22 protein-coding genes are annotated in these 20,951 nt (G+C 46.7%); 6 read left to right on the top strand and 16 right to left on the bottom strand.

The annotated features are described in order from the left end of the window. Position 1: 1 nt before the first annotated feature. The 5 genes from KNP94_RS07310 to KNP94_RS07330 all read right to left on the bottom strand — a co-directional run bounded on the left by KNP94_RS07310 (position 2) and on the right by KNP94_RS07330 (position 6,028). Positions 2-937: a carbohydrate kinase family protein gene (locus KNP94_RS07310; protein ID WP_215115510.1), complete on the bottom strand. Its 936-nt coding sequence runs from the start codon at positions 935-937 to the stop codon at positions 2-4. After that, positions 937-1,782 (bottom strand): PRD domain-containing protein, encoded by an 846-nt coding sequence (locus KNP94_RS07315; protein ID WP_088838186.1) that lies wholly within the window; start codon positions 1,780-1,782, stop codon positions 937-939. The genes KNP94_RS07310 and KNP94_RS07315 overlap by 1 nt, the downstream gene beginning before the upstream one ends. Before the next feature lie 106 nt (positions 1,783-1,888). Beyond that, the gene (locus KNP94_RS07320; protein WP_088838185.1) at positions 1,889-3,301 is read right to left on the bottom strand and encodes a sucrose-specific PTS transporter subunit IIBC; all 1,413 of its coding nucleotides are present in this window, start codon (positions 3,299-3,301) and stop codon (positions 1,889-1,891) included. Between the two features lie 175 nt (positions 3,302-3,476). Then, positions 3,477-4,280: an endonuclease/exonuclease/phosphatase family protein gene (locus tag KNP94_RS07325; protein WP_088838184.1), complete on the bottom strand. Its 804-nt coding sequence runs from the start codon at positions 4,278-4,280 to the stop codon at positions 3,477-3,479. A gap of 92 nt (positions 4,281-4,372) precedes the next feature. Then, entirely contained in the window at positions 4,373-6,028 is a 1,656-nt protein-coding gene (locus KNP94_RS07330; protein ID WP_088838183.1) for a PTS transporter subunit IIBC, read from the bottom strand. A 255-nt stretch (positions 6,029-6,283) separates the two neighbouring features. On the opposite strand from KNP94_RS07330, the gene KNP94_RS07335 reads away from it, so the two are divergent. Next, the gene (locus tag KNP94_RS07335; RefSeq protein ID WP_088838182.1) at positions 6,284-6,568 is read left to right on the top strand and encodes a helix-turn-helix domain-containing protein; all 285 of its coding nucleotides are present in this window, start codon (positions 6,284-6,286) and stop codon (positions 6,566-6,568) included. Positions 6,569-6,658: 90 nt separating this feature from the next. On the opposite strand, the gene queF is transcribed toward KNP94_RS07335, so the two are convergent. The 9 genes from queF to KNP94_RS07380 all read right to left on the bottom strand — a co-directional run bounded on the left by queF (position 6,659) and on the right by KNP94_RS07380 (position 12,907). Beyond that, the gene (gene queF / locus KNP94_RS07340; protein ID WP_029332033.1) at positions 6,659-7,147 is read right to left on the bottom strand and encodes a preQ(1) synthase; all 489 of its coding nucleotides are present in this window, start codon (positions 7,145-7,147) and stop codon (positions 6,659-6,661) included. A 15-nt stretch (positions 7,148-7,162) separates the two neighbouring features. Further along, the gene (queE, locus tag KNP94_RS07345; protein ID WP_088838181.1) at positions 7,163-7,879 is read right to left on the bottom strand and encodes a 7-carboxy-7-deazaguanine synthase QueE; all 717 of its coding nucleotides are present in this window, start codon (positions 7,877-7,879) and stop codon (positions 7,163-7,165) included. Beyond that, complete coding sequence (gene queD, locus KNP94_RS07350; RefSeq protein ID WP_029332031.1) at positions 7,876-8,331, bottom strand: 6-carboxytetrahydropterin synthase QueD; 456 nt, start codon at positions 8,329-8,331, stop codon at positions 7,876-7,878. Before queD ends, queE begins: the two co-directional genes overlap by 4 nt. Continuing rightward, complete coding sequence (queC, locus tag KNP94_RS07355; protein ID WP_088838180.1) at positions 8,315-8,983, bottom strand: 7-cyano-7-deazaguanine synthase QueC; 669 nt, start codon at positions 8,981-8,983, stop codon at positions 8,315-8,317. The genes queD and queC overlap by 17 nt, the downstream gene beginning before the upstream one ends. Positions 8,984-9,234: 251 nt before the next feature. Further along, positions 9,235-9,891, bottom strand: coding sequence for a bacillithiol biosynthesis deacetylase BshB2 (gene bshB2, locus KNP94_RS07360; protein ID WP_353048339.1), 657 nt, complete (start codon positions 9,889-9,891; stop codon positions 9,235-9,237). Next, complete coding sequence (locus tag KNP94_RS07365) at positions 9,891-10,256, bottom strand: YojF family protein (RefSeq protein WP_088838178.1); 366 nt, start codon at positions 10,254-10,256, stop codon at positions 9,891-9,893. Before KNP94_RS07365 ends, bshB2 begins: the two co-directional genes overlap by 1 nt. Before the next feature lie 64 nt (positions 10,257-10,320). Further along, positions 10,321-11,136, bottom strand: coding sequence for a bifunctional hydroxymethylpyrimidine kinase/phosphomethylpyrimidine kinase (locus tag KNP94_RS07370; RefSeq protein WP_215115511.1), 816 nt, complete (start codon positions 11,134-11,136; stop codon positions 10,321-10,323). Between the two features lie 132 nt (positions 11,137-11,268). Then, positions 11,269-12,273 (bottom strand): inorganic phosphate transporter, encoded by a 1,005-nt coding sequence (locus KNP94_RS07375; RefSeq protein WP_088838176.1) that lies wholly within the window; start codon positions 12,271-12,273, stop codon positions 11,269-11,271. Positions 12,274-12,289: 16 nt separating this feature from the next. Further along, on the bottom strand, positions 12,290-12,907 hold the full coding sequence (locus KNP94_RS07380; protein WP_029332023.1) for a DUF47 domain-containing protein: 618 nt from the start codon (positions 12,905-12,907) through the stop codon (positions 12,290-12,292). A gap of 335 nt (positions 12,908-13,242) precedes the next feature. On the opposite strand from KNP94_RS07380, the gene cbpA reads away from it, so the two are divergent. From cbpA to KNP94_RS07405, 5 genes are all read left to right on the top strand, one after another. Continuing rightward, positions 13,243-13,881, top strand: coding sequence for a cyclic di-AMP binding protein CbpA (gene cbpA / locus KNP94_RS07385; RefSeq protein ID WP_088838175.1), 639 nt, complete (start codon positions 13,243-13,245; stop codon positions 13,879-13,881). Between the two features lie 64 nt (positions 13,882-13,945). Further along, positions 13,946-14,710 carry a pyrroline-5-carboxylate reductase family protein gene (locus KNP94_RS07390; protein ID WP_088838174.1) on the top strand — a complete coding sequence of 255 codons (765 nt, stop codon included), beginning with the start codon at positions 13,946-13,948 and terminating at the stop codon, positions 14,708-14,710. A gap of 174 nt (positions 14,711-14,884) precedes the next feature. Further along, positions 14,885-15,448, top strand: a complete 564-nt coding sequence (locus KNP94_RS07395) for a TetR/AcrR family transcriptional regulator (protein WP_088838173.1) — start codon at positions 14,885-14,887, stop codon at positions 15,446-15,448. Between the two features lie 38 nt (positions 15,449-15,486). Further along, a complete protein-coding gene (locus KNP94_RS07400) occupies positions 15,487-18,630 on the top strand; it encodes an efflux RND transporter permease subunit (RefSeq protein WP_088838172.1) in 3,144 nt (1,047 codons plus the stop codon). Positions 18,631-18,862: 232 nt separating this feature from the next. Continuing rightward, complete coding sequence (locus KNP94_RS07405) at positions 18,863-19,525, top strand: C40 family peptidase (RefSeq protein WP_088838171.1); 663 nt, start codon at positions 18,863-18,865, stop codon at positions 19,523-19,525. Between the two features lie 59 nt (positions 19,526-19,584). On the opposite strand, the gene KNP94_RS07410 is transcribed toward KNP94_RS07405, so the two are convergent. Continuing rightward, positions 19,585-20,556: a LacI family DNA-binding transcriptional regulator gene (locus KNP94_RS07410; protein WP_214808388.1), complete on the bottom strand. Its 972-nt coding sequence runs from the start codon at positions 20,554-20,556 to the stop codon at positions 19,585-19,587. An 18-nt stretch (positions 20,557-20,574) separates the two neighbouring features. Beyond that, the gene (locus tag KNP94_RS07415) at positions 20,575-20,829 is read right to left on the bottom strand and encodes a hypothetical protein (protein ID WP_088838169.1); all 255 of its coding nucleotides are present in this window, start codon (positions 20,827-20,829) and stop codon (positions 20,575-20,577) included. Positions 20,830-20,951: the final 122 nt, after the last annotated feature.

Genomic DNA, 20,951 nt, shown 5'->3' on the forward strand with positions numbered 1-20,951 from the left:
TTTAGTCGAGACGACGTGATACCTCGTCGAGTGTCGGTAAAGCAGCCATCGCCCCTTTGACGGACGCGGCAAGCCCGCCAGAAATCGCGGCAAACCGCCCGATGTCCTGCAGTTCATCTTCATCCCAATCGAATGCAAAGGACCGCGTCGCACACTGGTGTAGCAAACCAGACATAAAAGCGTCACCTGCTCCGGTCGTATCGACGGCATCCACCGAAATCGCGTTGATCTCTGCCATCGCACGATTCGTATAGAGTAAGGATCCCTCGCTGCCCCGTGTGACGGCGAGCAACTGGATCGGGTATTCAGCGAGCAGTTCGGCTGCCCCTTCAGCCAGGTTCGTTTGGCCGGTCAAGAAGGTCAATTCCTCTTCTGCTAACTTAACGATTTGCGCGTCAGGCAGGACGGACTGAATCGTCGTCCGGGCGACATCGAGATTCGACCATAACGATTCGCGGAGGTTCGGGTCGTAAGAAATCGGGACCCGATGCTCTTTTGCGAGCGCGATGGCACGACGTGTTGCTGCGACGGCATCACCGGAGATTAAGGAAATCGAACCAATGTGAAGTAAATCGGCTTCCGCCAGTGCGTCCGGAACATCTTGTTCATGAAAGCTCATATCGGCACGATACGTGTTGATGAATTCAAAGGACCGTTCGCCGTTTTTAGCATTTGTGACGAGGACAAGCCCCGTTTTATTCGTTGCGTCAAGAACGATGTGATCCGTCTTGACCCCATAGTGGTGGAGTGTATCTTTCAAGAAATGCCCCATCGAGTCATCCCCGACAGCACCGAGAAAATAACTGTCGGCGCCAAGGCGGGCAAGTCCGACGGCGACATTGGCGGGAGCACCGCCGGGATTTTTTTGGAACGTCGTATTGCTGTCATCGAGTGGAATCAAATCGATTAATGCTTCTCCAAGACTAAAAATTTTCATCATAGTTCGCTCCTTTCTAAATCCGGTCGAATCCGTTCGACATGAAGTGCCATATAGCCAACTTCAGAGTCGGGGACGGTCGTTTTTAATTCCTGTTCGAGCCAAGCGGCCATACTTTCTGCACAACGAAACGCATCCGCGTAACGTGTTTTGACAGCAGATAAAATGACATCATCCATATCGTGGAGTGTCTGTCCCTGCTCAATCCGGGCGAGGACAAGTTTCATATGTGTGAAGAATCGGTAATACGTCATGGAAGTCGTTTCGATCGTTTGACCAAAGAAACTCTCGATTTGTTCACGTAATTCGTTCAACAGAGTAGCAGTTTGTAGTGCCGTCGCCATATTCGGATGCTGTTGGCGGGCGTTAAAGAGGTGAAGTGCGATGTTCGCGGCTTCCTCCTTTGGTAATACAACAGCAAGTGTCTGTTCGATTTGCGCAACCGCCCATGCTCCGATTTTGTACTCGGCTGTATATAACAAGCGAATTTCTTCCGCGAGCCGATTGTGGACGACAAGATTTTCACGTGCTAAGCGAACGGCATGGGCGAGGTGATCCGTCAGACTGACATGGATATAATCATGAAAAGGTGTCTGAAGTTCGCCTTCCGCATAAGAAATGATTTGTTCGGACAAATCAATGATTTCTAATGGGGTCGTCGTTAAGATTTCTTTAAACAGTTCAGCATTTTCGAACGAGGGAATGAACATCTTTTCGATTTTCGAGGGATCGACGGGATCTTTTTTCTTTTTACCGAAAGCGATCCCCGGTCCCATGATGATGCGTTCTTGTCCTTGTTCTTTTGTGACGATGGCATTGTTGTTGAGTACTTTATGAATAATCAGCCTGACTCCTCCCTTCTCCCTTTATTATACGGGTAACGGTGCTCAGAACAAAACCGACAAATGCGACCCGACGAGTATACTCGTGAGGGTCGCATGTCTTTTTTACTTAAGCGGCTAAATCGGTTTGTTTTTGTTTTCGTGCATCAAGACGCATGAGGATGACAGTCGCGATGAACGCTGTCGCGACAGCAATCGCAAAACCGACAAGGTAGTTGATTAAGTTCGAAGCACCAAGTGGAGCGACGATTGCAATCATCGGTATGCCCGTCAAACCATAAGCGTTTGCAGCGACTTGCGTCAAGACGACGTAGCCACCGCCGATTGCGCCACCGATCGCACCACCGATGAACGGTTTACCGAGTCGAAGATTCACCCCGTAGATAATCGGTTCCGTAATACCAAGAAATGCTGAGAAGGCAGAGGGTAAAGCGAGCGTTTTTAATTTAACGTTTTTCGTCATGAAGTAGACAGCAAGACCGGCTCCGCCTTGCGCGACGTTCGCCATCGACCAGATAGGTAACAGGAAGTTTTTCCCGATGCTCTTATCAGCAAGCAGTCCCGCTTCAATCGCATGGAAACTATGGTGCATTCCTGTGATGACAATCGTTGAGTAGAGACCACCGAACAAGAGACCGGCGACGACCGAGAATTGTTCATAGAAGAAGACGAGTACGAATGAAATCCCTTTACCGAGCAATGTACCAAGTGGTCCGATGACGATGAGGGCAAGGAATCCTGTGACGAGAATCGTCACGAACGGTGTGACTAACAAATCAAGTGTTTCCGGTGTCCGTTTACGGACTTGCTGCTCAATTTTCGCCATGACCCAAACCGTTAAGAGGACAGGGAAGACCGTCCCCTGATAACCAATCAGTTCGATGTTCATCCCAAGGAAGTGCATCACTTCCGGTTCACTGTTTCCGAGTGTCCAAGGGTTGAGCAGAGAAGGGTGCGTCATGATTCCACCGATGACCGCACCGAGATATGGATTGGCACCGAACTCACGCGCGGCAGAGAAACCGATCAAAATCGGTAAGATGATGAAAGCGGAAGACGAGAACATGTCAAGCAGTTGGACGATCGGTGAAGCCCCGTCGACCCAACCGAAGGCTTTAATCATTCCGAGTAAGCCCATCAACAGACCGGCGGCGACGATTGCCGGAATCAATGGTACGAAGACATTTGAAAGCGACCGGGCAAGGCGCGCGAACGGATTTAATTTTTGGGAAGCTGCTTTCTTCACGTCGACTGATTCTTCACCATTGACGTTGACACCAGCGAGGGGAGCGAACTCCGCGAATACTTTGTTGACGGTCCCGGTCCCAAAAATGATTTGATATTGACCTGAACTCGAGAAAGCACCACTGACGCCGTCAAGATCTTCGAGTGCCGCTTGATCGACCTTCGATTCGTCATGAAGAACGAGACGGAGACGTGTCGCACAATGCGCTGCTGTGATGATATTTTCACGACCACCGACAAGGGTAAGGACCTGCGCAGCTGTTTTTTTGTAATCCATTTGAATTCCTCCTTTTAGGAAAGGTGTGCGACTGGTCAGCCCACAAAAAAAGGCAAGACCGAACAACACCTAAACGTTCTAGGTGTTGCATCGGTCTTGCCAGCCGTACTGTCACAATCCGCACTATTTGCTTGTTGGCTTTATCATAAAGCAAAAAAGAAAGCGTTGTCAACAGTCAAATTGGATCTTTTTGAATCGCGATATCGACTTCGACACCAAAGTGATCGGAAACGATTGGCGCCAGTACTCCGTCAAACGTCACACCGACACGCGCGACATCAATTTTGCGATTCGAGAGCACTAAATCAATCCGTAAGCCATGGTGGTTCTCTTCCCAACCGTCAATCTTACCTTCGACGGTTTCGACACCAACCGTCTCTTCCGCTAGAAGGAACAGGTCATGGAGACCCCGTTCAACCATATAATCGTAACCGGTCTCCCGTTCGAAGGCATCATTGTTGAAGTCACCTAAGAAGAAGGTCCATTCGAGTGGATCCATCCGAGCAATCAAATGATTGAACTGCTCGCTGAACGGTTCGTCGGCATCTTCCCACCAACCGAGATGACAAGAGTTGAACGTAATTTGGGTTCCATCGACATCAATCGTCGCGCGGACGATTTTGCGTGACTTCCAGTCCATCGTATCTTGGCTTCGGCTGACATAGTACGAATCGGATTTCAAAATCGGATGTTTCGTCAAGAGGGCGAGTCCCTCTTCGTACGCATCGTATCCGATGTGCGAGAAGTCCCAAACGAATTCATAGTCATGCCCACGTTCTTTAAGTGCTTGTTGAATCATGTAGGCGAAATTATCTTCACGGATTGCACCATAAACGATTGGTGTATCCATTAATTGGCTTACTTCTTGTAAGGCGACGACATCATAATCCTGTTGGATGATTTGAGCGACGATTTGATTGATTTTTTCAAGCTGGTGTTCTTCTTGCCAGGAATGGCAATTGAGTGTGAGTAGGCGCATCTGTCGTTCCTCCTGAGTGTTGATTCTGAATAAAGAAAGGTGAAACTCACGGATGAGCTCCACCTTTTTTTATTTACCCTAATTCGTCTGGTTTATGCGCCGATCCGATCTTGGATATCAGACTTCAAGACATCCGCTTTCGGACCATAGATGGCTTGCACGCCGTTATTTTTTAGGATAAGACCAAGTGCGCCATTCGCTTTCCAGTCTTGTTCTTTTGCGACGAGGCTTGGATCTTTGACCGTGACGCGTAAACGTGTCATGCAGGCATCGACGTCTTCGATGTTTTGTTGACCACCGAGCAGTTCGATGATGCGTGCTGCTTGCGAACCGTCAGCGACGACAGTTGCAGCGACTTCACTTGTCCCGTCCTCTTTGACGACGATGTCATCGAGGTAGTTTCCGTTACGACCTGGTGTCGCGTAGTTAAACTTCTTGATGACAAAGCGGAACGTAAAGAAGTTGAGGAAGAAGAAGAACACGCAGACTCCGATGAAACGTAACAAATCACCGATCAGACCAGCTTTCGCGATCAATGGAATCCGGGTCAAGAGTTCAATTGCCCCGAATGCATGGATCCGAAGGTGCATGACGTCAGCAAGTGCGAACGCGACACCCGTCAAGACAGCGTAGACGACGTACAGGACAGGTGCGATGAACATGAACATGAATTCGATTGGCTCCGTGACACCTGTCAAGAACACAGCGAGACCGGCAGACAGGAAGACGGGTTTGTATGCTTTCTTTTTATCTTCGTCGACCGACATATACATCGCGACTGCGACACCAATCAAAGAAGCAAGTGACGTGACGACCTGTCCTTCTTTGAAGCGGGCAGGAACGACGCTGTTGAGTAAGTCGTTATAGCCTTGTGTGTTACCGGCTTGCTTTAAGTTGACGAGATCGGTCACCCAGGCGAGCCAAAGTGGATCTTGCCCTGCTACTGTCGAGCCTTGTGCAGCACCCGTCAGAATTTTATACGTTCCGCCGAGTTCCGTATAGTTCATCGGCACAGTCAACATATGGTGAAGACCGAATGGCAGTAGGAGACGTTCGAGCGTTCCGTAAACGAATGGGGCGATGATTGGGGCTGTATCACGTGACGTCGCAATCCAACGACCGAAATCGTTTAGGAGGCCTTGGACGAACGGCCAGACGAGCGATAAAACAAATGCTGCGACGACGGAACCACCGATGACGACGAATGGGACGAACCGTTTGCCGTTGAAAAAGGCCAGTGCATCTGGTAATTTGCTGAAGTTATAGAATTTATTAAAGAGAACGGCACCGAGGAAACCAGAAATGATTCCGACGAAAACGCCCATATTAAGAGCGGGTGCACCGAGTACAGAAGTGAAATAATCTTTTACGATCAAGTCAGATCCGAGTAACGAACTAACCGTTGCTTTCGGATCAGCGAGCATCGTTGAATTGACACCGAAGATTGCACCCGTTACGCGGTTGACTAAAATGAACGCGAGTAATGCGGCAAAGGCACCACCGGCACGTTCTTTAGCCCATGAACCACCGATCGCGACGGCGAAGAGGACGTGGAGATTCGTAATGATGGCCCAACCGAGATCTTCAACAATTCTTGCAATCGTTTGCACAATGGTGATATCGCCACCGTACATCCCGATTAATTTTCCGATTGAAATCATTATTCCGGCAGCTGGCATAACTGCAATGACAACCATTAAAGCTTTTCCGAGCTTTTGCCAAAAGTCGAATGAAATTGTTTTACGCATGTTTTCTCACTCCTCAGACAGACTATTTTCTCTTTATTGTGCAAATATGTAAGCGATTAATGCAACCGTTTGCATTTAAAATTGTAAGCGATAACCTTTTAAAAAGCTAGTCTTTTTTAATGAATAATTTGAAATTATATTTCATATAGTGAAAAATATTAAACTAAAATGTGTTTTGAAAATGAAAAGCGGGAATAAACTAAAAGTAGCATCGGGTAGGAGTAGCTGGGAGACGATAAAGGAGACTGAAAACTCATGAATCAAGCGATGAATCCACTTGCGAATTATGGAGAGCGTATCCAAACATTACGTGAGCGACAGAACATCGACCAAGAAAAACTTGCGCTTATGACGGAAACAACGTTTGAGATGATTCAACGGATTGAGTCAAGTATCGCGCATCCGTCCGTTTCGATGATTGATCGCTTAGCGAAGGCGCTGGGCGTTCCTTATGAGCACCTCTTACGACATATTTGGTCAGCAGAAGCGATTCATGCTCAGGCAGAACGAGAAAAAATCGTGGATTTACCATCGAGCTGACGTTCATACACAGTCGATTAGATAGAAGAAAAGCCAAATTCTCGTGAAATGATCACGTCAGGAATTTGGCTTTTTTTGATGGTTTTCGGATTAACGGTTATCGACCGTTTCTGGATAAAGATCATGGTTGAACAAACGGTGTTCTGCCATTCTTTCGTATTTTGTACCGGGTTTTCCGTAGTTATAGTACGGATCAATCGAGATGCCACCGCGTGGTGTAAATTTCCCCCAGACTTCAAGGTAGCGCGGCTCCATCAATTTGACGAGGTCTTTTCCGATGACATTGATGCAGTTCTCATGGAAATCCCCGTGATTACGATAGCTGAAGAGGTAAAGCTTCAATGATTTTGACTCGACGAGTTTTTCGTCAGGAATGTACGAAATATAGATGGTCGCAAAGTCCGGTTGATTCGTGATCGGACAAAGGCTCGTGAATTCCGGTGCATTGAACTTAACGAAGTAATCGTTCTCTGGGTGACGGTTCGGGAACGCTTCGAGCACTTCCGGTTGATATTCAAAAATATAAGGAACGGCCTTTTGACCGAGCAAAGATAAGTCGTTTAAATCTTCTGGACGCATGAATAGAACTCCTTTTTAAACGCCACGATCGTTCGCGAAAACGAGGGCGTGCAGTTGTGGTAGAACACGGGCATGATTAAATCGTTCATCTTGCGCAACGCGTTCCCATAAAGTTTTTAAGTCGGACAACATCCGCGGAGCAATCGTACCTTCTTCCGCCGGATCCGGATTACCGAGTGATAGATACAGTGTTTTTAACGCATATCGTTCAGAAATCGCTGCTGCGAAGTCGAGGTCCGCTTCGTCGAAGATGACGATTTTGACAGCACGTTGCAGTTCAGGGAGACGTTTGAAGAAGACGTCGAGCCGATCGTAATCGACCGTCATGCCGCTTGATGGCGGCTTCGGACTGATGGTGACGTCTTCGATATCGAGTAACCAGTTTTGCCAATACGAACCTTGTGTTTCGACGGACATCGTGATGCCACGTACCTTCAAGGCGTCGACGAGCGTACCGATCGATGCGTGGAGCAATGGATTCCCCCCGGAAATCGTCACGTGCCCATACGAGCCGAGCGCATCGAGACGCGTCAGGATATCTTCTGCCGTCAGAAGGTCCGGTTTTTCTGATCCGTCCCAGGTAAAGGCAGAATCACACCAGGCACATGAATAGTCGCATCCGCCTGTCCGGACGAACATTGTTTTTTGTCCGATCGAACGACCTTCTCCTTGAAACGTTGGACCAAAAATTTCAAGCACAGGAATCTTTGGTATTTTTTTCAGTTGACTCATGCTTCATTCATCCATTCGCGACGGACTTCAGCGAATGCAGTCGGTGTCTCATATAACTTGACGAATTCGACACGAAGACCGCGTTCGTCCGGTAAATGCTGTCCGAGCGTTTCAAAAATCCAGGCCGACATGTTTTCAGCCGTCGTATTCATATAGGGAAGCGATTCGTTTAAATAACGGTGGTCGAGCAACGGTTCGAGATGTTCTTTGAAGATCTTTTTCAGGTCACCAAAGTCAAGTGTCATCCCGCGGTGGTCCAGGAATCCACTGATTCCGAGATCGACGTGATACGTATGCCCATGCAAAGCACGGCATTTTCCATCGTAGTCATACAGGTGATGGGCAGCATCAAACGTCAATTTTTTGACGATCATGACGCGTGATTTTGTATAGATGAGCGAGTCGCCGGTCGGGCGCTCGACAGTTTCAGGTGCTTCATAGTTGAATTTCATGGGTAGTTCCCTCCTCGATGTAGGCGTCTAAGCCTTTTTTCCGTAATTCACAAGCTGGGCAGTCGCCGCAACCATCTCCGATAATGCCGTTGTAACACGTCAGTGTCCGTTCACGGACGAAATCAAAAGCATCTAGCGAATCGGCTAGCGCCCATGTTTCTTTTTTATCGAGCCACATCAGTGGCGTGTGAATGACGAATGGATAATCCATCGCGAGGTTGAGTGTCACGTTAAGTGACTTGATGAAGGAGTCACGACAATCCGGGTATCCGGAGAAATCAGTTTCGCATACACCCGTGATGATATGGCGGATGCCACGTCCCTTAGCAAGGACGGCTGCGAAAGATAAGAACAGATGGTTTCGGCCATCTACGAATGTAGAAGGAAGTCCATCTTCGTTCGTCGTGATTGTTTGAGTGTGATCGGTCAACGAATTGCTTGTGAGTTGACTGAGGAGTGAGAGATCGAGCTCATGGTGTTTGACACCAAGTTCTGCTGCGATCGTTCGCGCGACTTCGAGTTCCTCGGCATGACGCTGTCCGTAGTTGAAGGTAACGACTTCGACTTCGGAATAGTTCGCGAGTGCCTGAAACAGACAAGTCGTCGAGTCTTGGCCGCCGCTGAAGACGACAAGAGCACGTTCATTTTTCATAGTTTACACTTCCATTCCTAGTTTTTGTGACGGAGGAGGTTACGAACTCCGGAGACACAGTCTCAACTATTCACACTAGCAGACGGGAGAAAAAAAGTCGACTCTTTCTCGCGTCAATCGTTGCGGGTTTCAAAAGACTCAGCCTCCTGTGACTCCGACAGGGAAAAGTGCGCAGAGTCAACGTCGTGCGAATCATTTAATCTACGAAAAAAAAACCTCGAACGACGTCGGAGTCGTTTCGAGGTTCTTCATTATAATGGATAGTGGTAATAGCGTTCTTTGACAAGGAGATCCCGGATGTTCGAGTCTTCCGAGATGACCTTCATCAGTCCACCTGTTTGAGAAGCGTGGGCTTCAAGGGCGGCAACTTTTTGATCCGTATATGCACTGACATCATGAATGAACGTACCTTCGCCAAGTTCGTCTTTTGTGTTGTTCGCAAAAGCGACGGCAAGAAATTCAGGACGATCGGCTTCGTCGATTGCGCGAAGGGCACGAACGACAGCACGTGCTGTTGCTTCGTGGTCCGGATGGACGGCATAGCCCGGATAAAATGAAATCACGCGAGTCGGACGTGTTTTTTGAATCAACTGTCCAATCCGTTCAGCGAGTGCTGCTTCATCTTCGAATTCGACCGTCTTATCCCGTAATCCCCACATTTGAAGATCGGTAATCTGCATTTTTTCAGCTGCTGCGATTAATTCACGTTTGCGGATCGTCGCGAGTTGTTCCCGGTTCGTAAAGACGGGACGTCCCATGTTGCGTCCCATTTCACCGAGCGTCAAACAGGCGTACGTAACAGGTCCGCGGTTCGTTGCATGCTCGATGATTGTCCCGGCCGAGCTGAATGCTTCATCGTCCGGGTGAGGGAAGATGACGAGCAGGTGATCGTGTTCATTGTAAGCCATCATTCTACCTCCTCTGCGCCTTGAGCGAATGGTGTCGGACTGAGCTCAAAAGCAATCGCGAGGCGGCCTTCGACATCATGTCCTGCGATCAAGAGTTGCTCTCCCGCGAATTCATAATCGGTTAATCCTTCACCGTATAGCCATCCGTGGGCAAGTTTAAGACCAATCCGGTATGGACCGTTTCCTGTGATCAAGCCGCGTTCGTATGTGATTTCCGCATTGCGGAAAAACATCCCCGCACTGTGGAACGTCGGGTCTTGGTGCGTCGCATACGCACCGTTCGTTGTTTCGACATGGACGTAAAGTGGTGTGTTCGCATGATCGTCAATGTACTGTTGAACGACCTTTAAATCAAGTGTTTGCAATAGTATCTCTCCCTTCGAATACAGAAAGAAGCCCGCGAATCACTGCGCGGACTTCCTGAACGTGTTAAGACTTAACTGTACGATGTGCAGCATGATCAGTCGGACCGACATATTCATTCAAACGGAATGAGTTACGAATCGCTGCTGTGATAAACGATTTGGCAGTTCGGACAGCTTCTTCGACCGAAGCGCCTTTAGCGAGTTCTGCTGTAATCGCTGCAGAATACGTACATCCTGCCCCGTGCGTATATGGTGTCTCAATGCGTTCATCCTCAATTAGGATAAACTCTTTCCCATCATAAAGCACGTCAACTGCTCGAGGGTGATCAATCTTGCTGCCACCTTTAACGAGGACATATTGTGCACCTTTTTCATGAATCCGTGCTGCTGCAAGTTTCATCTCGTCAATCGTCGAAGGTGTTTTTCCAAGACCGGACAATTGTCCCGCTTCGAAAACGTTCGGTGTGACGACTGTCGCGAGCGGTGTCAAAATGTCACGTAAGGCATTCGCTGTATCCGGGTTGAGTACTTCATCTTCACCCTTACAGACCATGACCGGATCGATGACGACGTTTTTAACGCCTGATGCTTTAATTTTTTCAGCAATGACTTCGATGATTTCGACAGTCGGAAGCATCCCCGTTTTCATTGCATCGACACCGATTCCTCCGAGGACTGTATGGATTTGTGTCCGGATGAGTTCTGCATCGATTGGATAAACCGCATGGTGCCAAGCCTGATCAGGATCTTGCGCGACGATGACTGTCAGCGCGTTCATGCCGTAGACTTCAAGTTCTTGAAACGTTTTTAAGTCTGCTTGGATACCGGCTCCGCCACTCGTGTCAGAACCAGCAATCGTTAATGCTTTACGTTTTGTCATTTGGAATTCCTCCTAATAAAATAGCGCTACTTCTTTTTCTCATCATAGCGAATTATGACCAGAGCGACAACTGCGGCAACTTATGAAGTGTAAGTAAAACCCCCACCTCAAATGAACGAGTGGGGGACGAGACTATTTAATGAAAAGAAAATCAAGAATCGTATAAATCAGAGCGGCGAATGCCATCGAAATCGGTAATGTGATGACCCATGTGATCAGCATTCGTTTAGCCGTACCCCATTTAACGCCTTTTTTACGATGCGATGTTCCGACACCCATGATGGCAGAGGAAATCACATGCGTTGTTGATACAGGAAGGTGAATCGCCGTCGCACCAAAGATGATGGCAGCAGACGTCAAGTCAGCCGCTACGCCGTTGACAGGACGAATTTTCATGATTTGACCACCAACTGTTTTGATGATCCGCCATCCACCGACAGACGTCCCGAGTCCCATCGCGATGGCACAAGAGAGTTTTACCCAAAGGGCCACATCATGATCGGTCTGAAAACCAGAAGAAATCAGGGCGAGGGTAATGATCCCCATCGCTTTTTGCGCATCATTCGTTCCGTGTGTATATGATTGAAGGGCTGCAGTCGCAATCTGCATATGACGGAAGCGACGATTCGTCTTCGCCAAGTTCCCTTTTTTGAAAACTACTTTAAAAATGCCGTAGACGAGAAAACCGAGTGTAAAAGCAAGGATTGGCGAAATCAATAAGGCTTGGACGATTTTTAAGAAGCCTTTTGTTTCAATACCGCCGAATCCGACTGAAGCAACCGCAGCACCGGCAATCGAACCAATCAACGTATGCGAAGAACTGGACGGAATACCGAAGTACCACGTCAATAGATTCCAAGCAATCGCAGAGAGGAGAGCAGCGATGACGACATAACTTCCGTGTTCTAGTGTTGACGGGTCAACAATGTCCCCGGAAATCGTCTTAGCGACTCCAGTAAATGTGATTGCCCCTAAAAAGTTCATCGTCGCAGCAAGGATAATGGCGTGACGTGGTTTCAATGCACGAGTCGACACTGAAGTCGCGATCGAGTTCGCCGTATCGTGGAAACCATTAATGAAATCGAAGCCAAGTGCGAGAATCACGATTATAGCGGTGATGATAAACAGACTATCCATCTCGTTAGCTCCTCACTTATGCGTTTTTCATGATGATCGTTTCAATGACGTTTGCTGCGTCCTGGCAGTAATCGGCGATTGATTCGAGCGATTCATAGATTTCTTTATATTGAATGATTTTAATTGGATCAGTTTCAGTCGCGAACAATGCTTTGATTGATTTACGACGTAAGTCGTCACAAATCGTTTCTTGTTCTTTTACTTTGATGACATGTTCACGCATCGGTTGAAGCTTACGTGCGACAAGAAGGTCCATCGCTAAAGCGAGTTCGTTGACGGCGATATGAATCTCATCGACGAATTTAATCATATGTTCGTCGGCACGGACGATGTTATAAATCTCAAAAATCGCGGAACATTCTTCAAATCCATCGAGTACATCATCCAGTGAGTTCGCGAGTGCAAGCAAGTCTTCGCGATCAATCGGTGTGATGAATGCATTGTTCAAGTCGATGATCAATTGGTGCATCAAGTCGTCACCAGCAGTTTCAAAGTCTTTGACTTTATGCGCGAATTCTTTAACGTCCGCAATACCATTGATTTTAAAATCAACGAAAAACTGAGACGTCTGTTGCAAGTGTCCGGCAATCTCGGATAATTTCACTGCGAATGGATCTTGTTTTTTACTAAACATTTCTTCTGCCTCCATATTAAGAACAAGAATAGAATAGTGAAGTAACTTCACGAGTTCGATTGTATCAGACGTTATTGTAAAAGAATACAACTATGTACCGCGTTTACGAAAACTTAATAAAACTTAAAGTTAATAGGGTTGATAAATTAATAAATAATCTGGATAAAGATTTTTCAAGACTATTTTCTTTGTATTCAATGGGTTTTATCTGTGTTTTTGTTATTGTAATAGTAGGGAATAGAAGAGAAGCAGGAAAAATGTATAACAGAACGAATAAGTACAAAGGATAAAGAAGTAGGTTACAACACAAAGTGAAATAGAGGAGGACGTTTTGTATGCTCGTGCAAAGTTTATGTATACCAAAACACCAATGTATCAAGATTTCAGAGACGGCAACGCTTCGTGAAGCGTTAAAGACGTTAGAAGATACAGGATATCGTTGCGTACCTGTACTCGACCAGTCAGGTCAAGAATTTAAAGGAAATATCTATAAAATGCATATTTATCGCCATGGGATGAATGGTGGCAGTTTAGATGACAATGTCATGACACTCATTAAGAACACATCAAAATTCATCTATACAGCAAGCAATTTCTTTGAAGTCTTCTTTTCGATCAAAGAATTACCATACATCGCCGTACTAAATGATGACGGTCAATTCTTTGGTATTTTACCGCACGGGAAAATGCTTGGGATGTTGGAAGAGGCATGGAATCGTGATTCAGGAAGTTACGTGTTGACGATCGCACTGAGTGAACAAAAAGGTGCTCTTGAAAAAATCGCAAAAATCGTCAACAAATACTCGACGGTTGCTAGTCTCATGACACTTGATGCCAAAAGTAGTGTCATGCGTCGTGTTCTCATTACCCTTCCGCTTGATTGTGATGAGAAAACAAAAAATAAAATCGTGAAGAAATTGAACGAAAAAGGGCTTCGTGTCGTCGCTGTCGAAGACTTGGAACTTCGTGTATAATTAAAAAGGAAAATACGAAAAGGACCTGGCACAACAGGTCCTTTTTTGTTGTGGGAGGAACGTTATGAACATTTTAATGGTTGGTGCAGGATCGATGAGTGAATCGTTGGTCAAAGGATGGATTGATTCAGGAATTGCGCCCGAATCAATTACGATGACGAATCGTGCAGATCGTAAGCGTTTATCAGAGCTCGCTAATGAACATGGTGTTCAAATCATTGAAGAAGAGAATATCGAGTCATTCGATATCGTCGTCTTAGCCATGCAACCTGACGGCGTACTGGAATACGTAGAGCGTCATGAGTGGACGAATCAACTGCTTGTTTCTGTCGCAGCACATATCACACCGGATGAAATTGAACAGATATCAGGTTGCGGTGCAGTCTGTGCGATGCCGAATACACCGGTCGCTTTTCGGACAGGGATGACAGGGCTTTGGTTCGGTCATCAAGTAGCGATGGAACAAAAACAATTGGCGACGGAACTTTTTCTACGCGTCGGTGAGGTGGTAGAAACGGATGAAACGACTATGCCGTTCTTAATGGCTGCTGCTGGCTGCAGTCCGGCTTTCTTCTATGAAATCGTAGGTGCGATGACTCCTGTTTTGACGGAAGCCGGATTTGAAGCACAACAAGCGCGACGGATCATCGCCCAAGCAATGAAAGGGTCGGCCGAACTTTTGCTTCAAGACGATCGACCGACTGAGGCATTGATTGATGATGTCGCGGCGGAGGGTGGACCAACTGATCGTGGGGTTCAAGTGTTACGTACGCATGAATTGAAGAAAATAATGCGAGCGGCATTAAGTGAGAGTGCACGCGAAGCGTAAATCGAACGACTTTAGGCATATTCCGTCACGGTTCAGACGAGAATGTGTCTTTTTTCGTAAAAATTGAAAACGTTTCACGTGAAACATGCATTGACGGTTGCATTATCAAATGAAAATTCGTATAGTGAAGAAATAAACCGTCTGGACGGTATAGTAAAAGAAAGGAGGTAACGTATGGTTAGTGCGAAAGCGTTAGAAACGAGACGGCGAATCACTGACGCGACTGTTCAAGTCATGATGAGCCGTGGGTTTCCGCAATTGACGTTAGAAGAAGTCGCGAAACAAGCGAATGTTTCTAAGGGTGGCTTATTGTATCATTTCGCTTCTAAAGAAGAGTTGCTGATGGGTGTGATTGAAGAACAAGAATCCCGTCAGTTTAAGCAGTATCAAGAATATCTGGATCAAGGTTTAGGTCAGATGGAAGCGTTTGTCACGTTACAAGCGAATCACGAGGAAGAGTTTCACTTGGATATCGATACGGTCTTGTTTTTGTTATCGTTCTTGAAAGAAAATGAAGCGTTTGTCGAAGAACGAAAAAAGCAAGTTAATCAGTTCTTTAATCAATTGATGGAGAGCGCTGATCCGGTCGAAGCGATGATGATTCGATTCGTATTAGATGGGTTGAAAATGTCGGAGCACTTTAAGTTCGCTCAGCCGTCAAAAGCAGAGCGTCAACAATTGGTCGAGCGTCTATTAAAACGGGCGCGCGAAATCGACCAAGCTTCAGATAAAGAGTAAATATGAAATAAAAAACAGAGAGAAGGCGAATAATTACCATGAAGCGTATCATTCAATTTTCAGTGAATAATAAATTTGCTCTTTGGTTGCTGACGATCATCATCACCGTCGCTGGGATTTATGCAGGAACGACGATGAAACTCGAAACGCTACCAGACATTACGACACCGACTGTTTCGGTAACGACGATTTATCCAGGGGCGACGCCTGAACAAGTCCTTGATGAAGTCAGTCGAGAACTCGAAAGTAAGGTCGAAAATCTAGGAGGCGTCGAGACGGTCCGATCGACATCTTTCCAAAACGCCTCAAATCTACAAATCGACTACAGCTTCAGTACGGATATGGATGAAGCAGAACAACAAGTCAAAGAAGCATTAGCGAATGTTGAATTACCAGAAGGCGCGCAAGAACCAAATGTCTCACGGATTTCATTCGATGCTTTCCCCGTTGTCGGTTTCGCAGTATCAGACGAAAAACGTTCACTCTCCGAGTTGACGAAGCTCGTCGAGACAGAACTTCAACCGAAACTTGAAGGGATCGAAGGCGCTCAAACGGTTCAAATCGCTGGGCAAGAGATTCGTCGGATTGAAATTCGATTCGATGATGAAAAGCTACAGCAATATGGATTGACAGAAGATAACGTCAAGCAACTGATTCAAGCGAATGATTCGCGTTTAGCACTCGGCTTATACGAGCTTGGTGACAAAGAGCAAGCTGTTGTGCTTGATGGAAAAGCTACGACGGTCACAGAATTAAAAAATCTTCGTTTGCCTTATACGCCGCAACAGGCAGCAAGCGATACACCGGCAGCTCCTTCACAAGCTCCGACGACGCCACAAGCGCCAACAGAAGGACAAGCACCAACAGAAGGACAAGCGCCAACACCAACACAAGTCCCGACTGTTAAATTGTCTGAGCTCGCAAAAGTAGAAGATAAAGGAATCGAAGAATCGATTTCGCGGTCGAACGGTGAACGTTCAATCGGAATTCAAGTGACGAAATCACAGGATGCGAATACCGTCGATGTCGTCACTGCCGTCAAAGAAACGATTCAAGATTTTGAAAAAGAAAACGGATCGGTCAAAACGTCAGTCACACTCGACCAAGGAAAACCGATTGAAGAGTCTGTCTCAACGATGATCAGTAAAGCCTTGATTGGTGCATTATTTGCGATCATCATCATCCTTTTATTTTTACGCAACTTTAAATCGACAATCATTGCAGTCATTTCGATACCGTTGTCGTTACTGATGGCGATTCTTGTCTTGAAACAGATGGATATCTCGTTGAACATCATGACACTTGGTGCGATGACGGTCGCAATCGGTCGTGTCGTCGATGATTCGATCGTCGTCATCGAAAATATTTATCGTCGCTTAACGGATCCCGGCGAAAAACTTAAAGGTAAAGCCTTAATCATCGATGCAACACGTGAAGTGTTCATTCCGGTCGCATCATCAACAATCGTGACGATTGCTGTTTTCTTACCACTCGGGTTCGTAACAGGATTTGTTGGTGAACTGTTCCTGCCGTTCGCACTGACAGTTGTCTTTGCATTATTCGCATCGCTGATTGTTGCCGTAACAGTCGTACCGATGTTTGCTGACTCACTGTTCAAACGTGGGAAAGCACCGAAACCGGAAAAAGAAGATGGCGGGAAATTAGCGAGCTGGTACCGTGGCGTGTTGAACTGGTCCTTGAACCATAAATTAATCGTCTTCGGTCTTGCAGTCTTAATGCTTGTCGGAAGCTTTGCTCTCGTACCGGCGATTGGGGTCAACTTCTTGAATCAAGAGAGTGAAAAAACGTTTTATGTGACGTATAATCCGGAACCAGGTCAAACGCTTGATGACTCGCTTGAGGCAGCGGATCAAGCTGAAGCTTATTTTGATAAACAAAAGAATATCGACAATCTCCAGTTCACGGTAGGAGGCGAAAATCCACTTAATCCGGGAAATACGAAACAAGCGGTCTTCATCGCCCAGTATGATCCAGATACAGAGGAATTCGCAGACGTGAAACAACAGGCAGTGAAAGACTTGAATGAAGCCATCCCGACTGGAGAATGGAAAGAACAAGACTTCAGTGGTGGTGCCGGTTCATCTGGTGTTTCGTATTCAGTCTTCGCGAATTCAATCGAAGATCTAGAAACGATCACACCGAAGTTCGTTAAAGCAATCGAAGGTGAATCAAAATACGTTCGGAAGGTAACGACCGACTTAAAAGATTCATATACGCAGTACACGTTTGAAGTCGACCAACAAAAAGCTGCCGAGTTCGGTGTGTCGACAGCCCAACTCGCGCAAGGAATCGCTAACGTGCAAGGCGTCGAAAAACCACTTTCTACTATAAAAGTAGACGGGAAAGAATTGGACGTCATCGTACCAAACGAACAAACGACGTACGACTCGATTGATGATTTAGAAGAAGCCGATATCACGACGCCGCTCGGTGTTAAAAAGTTATCTGATTTCGTCTCTGTCAAAAAAGGCACGACACCGGACTCGTTAAATGAACGAGACGGGAAACTCGTCGCAACCGTGACGGCAGAACTGAAAACAGATAAAGCGACGGAAGCATCACAAGCAATTGACGATGCTGTCAAAACAATTGACCTTCCGACAGGTGTTTCTTACAAAGTCGGTGGGGTGACGGAGCAGATTCAAGAATCGTTCACACAACTTGGTCTTGCGATGGCAGCAGCAGTCGCGATCGTCTATCTCGTTCTTGTCGTGACATTCGGTGGAGCATTGACGCCGCTCGTCATCTTGTTCTCACTTCCGTTCGCAATCATCGGTGGTTTACTCGCCCTCTTGATTACTGGCGAAACGATCTCGGTTTCATCACTAATCGGAGCCTTGATGTTGATCGGAATCGTTGTCACGAATGCAATCGTCTTGATTGACCGTGTCATTCATAAGGAAAATGAAGGTCTAGCGACACGTGAGGCCCTGCTCGATGCAGCAGGCACACGACTTCGTCCTATCTTGATGACGGCACTCGCAACAATTGGTGCCTTATCACCACTCGCCCTCGGTCTAGAAGGCGGCGCGTTGATTTCGAAAGGACTTGGGGTCACGGTCATTGGTGGGTTAACGAGTTCGACGTTACTCACACTTCTCATCGTCCCGATTGTCTATGAGTTCTTAGCACGTTTTCGGAAAAAGAAGTCAATCGATTAATTGATTTCAAACAAAAACTTCTCTGAAACAGGAATTATAGAATGGCTTCATAAAGCCGTTCTATAACCTGTTTTTTTTATTTTGTTACAAAAGTATTACAGGGAGGCATTCCTGTCAATAAACTGTAACACGAGCGATGGAATCAAAATGATAGGATAAAAACAGAAATTATCTGACAATTTAATTCGTTTTACATAACCGTCAACTTTACTTAAAAGGGGATTAGTAAAAGATGAAAGTATCGCTCTGGATCCGTTTATTTATACTCGTGACATTAGTCGTTAGCAGTTGGAGTTCCGTCCCACAAGCAACCAAAGCAGCATCGGTAAAAAAAGTAGTCGTTTCAGTCGATGTGTTGAATATCCGTTCGAAAGCCACGGTCAGTGGGAAGAAACTCGGTCAGCTGAAGCTCGGCCAGTCAGTCACTGTCACGAGCAAAACCTCAAACAACTGGTATCGGTTGCGTTATCAAGGTAAGACAGCGTACATCGCTGCGATGTACACGAAGAGCTACAATAAAAAAGCAACAGCGGGACTCTCAAAAACAGGTGCGACGATTGTATCTGTCGCTGAAGGGTTAAAAGGACGTCCATATGTCTTTGGTGCAACGGGTCCGACGAGCTTTGATTGTTCTGGATTCACAAGTTACGTTTACCGTGCGCTCGGTAAATCTTTACCACGTACGGCAGCCTCACAATATGCAGCAACGAAACGGACGGCACCAGCAGCCGGGGATCTCGTGTTCTTCACGCATGGCAGTGGCATCCAGCACGTCGGTATTGCAGTCGATGGTTCGACGATGATCAATGCTAACTCGTATTATGGTCAAGTCGTCAAAGAATCATTCCGCGGTGGGTATTGGGGATCGCGTTACGTCGCGGCAGGAACTTTATAAGAACAAGACAAAAACCCGCTCTTGTGCGAGACAAGAAGCGGGTGTTTTAGTTCTCATTCTCAATCAGCAAAGGGAAGCTGTGCCGCAGTATTCCCCATCCGAAGGGTTGCCGGGATTTCGATTTGTAACGGTTGTTTTGCGACATCACGCGTTACGAGCGAAAAAGCTTGTTGACCAATTAACCCATAAGGAATCGCGATCGTTGTCAAATCGAGCACTTCTGCGAGGTCACTGCCATCGAACCCGATAACAGATAGGTCCTCCGGGATACGGTACCCTCGTTTTCTGAGCGCGATGATCAGTCCGGCAGCGACGTGGTCACTCGTCGTCATGATAGCGGAAGGGCGCTGTTTCTGACTGAGCCAATGTTCGGCGACACGGGTGCCATCTTCAATCGTCAACGTTTGCTCATACACCCAATCATTCGAATTAGGTTCGACGAGATCATGATAGGCTTGCTTGCGGGCGCGGCTATTCGTACTATCAGCCCGTCCAAGGCAAATACCAATCTGGTGGTGACCGAGTTGCTGGAGTGCCGTCAAGCCTTTACAAAACGCAGTGTAATGATTGATATAGACGGATGAGACATATTCATGCAACTCGCAAAAGACAATTGGGCCGTATTGTTCGTACGAAAGAATTTCAGAGACGGCAAGACTGTGTGAGACGATGATTAAGCCGTCGACTTCACGTTGCGCAAGCGCGCGTAAAACAGTTCGTTCATGTTCTTCGAAATAGTTCGTTTGCCACGTTAAAAAACGATAGGCGTCCTCGAAGGCACTTTTAGCGATTCCTTGAAGAATCGCGGCATGATAGGGATGGTCGACGAACGGTAACATGACGCCAATCGTTTTCGTCCGTCCAGTCGAGAGATGGACAGCTGTCTGATTTCTGATGTAGCCGAGCTTTAAAATGGCTTCTTTGACGGCACGCCGTTTTTCTTCAGCGACATAAGGATGATCGTTGAGGACGCGTGAAACCGTCGTCACGGAAACGTTTGCTTCGTGAGCCAAGTCACGAATGTTCGTCATTCAAAATCCCTCCTATCCTTAGCTAGATAGTTGTTGTTCGAGTTGAATCCAGTGTTGCTTCGTGATCGGTCCGGACGACGAATCAGAGCGTTCGATTTGCTCCGTAATTCTTTCGAGAAGCTTCATTTTTTCAGCCGGTGTTAAATGGGGATATTGTTCAATCAAGGTATGTTTGCAAAGGTAATAACCGGTCGGCGTCCCGAGCTGCTCAATCGCAAGTTCGAAGGCGACGTTCCATTTGTAGAGACGTTTTAGTCGTGTATGAAGCGACATATAGAAGACCTCCTTAGTAGTGTATACCATGACGATAGACTATGGAACGCGTTCCACGGCAAGAACAATTTCAAGAGGAAGAAGGCATGAGGATTTTGACCGCAATTGACCAATGTAAAAAA

It is taken from the genome of Exiguobacterium sp. s80 (assembly GCF_018618725.1).
Lineage (GTDB): Bacteria > Bacillota > Bacilli > Exiguobacteriales > Exiguobacteriaceae > Exiguobacterium_A > Exiguobacterium_A oxidotolerans.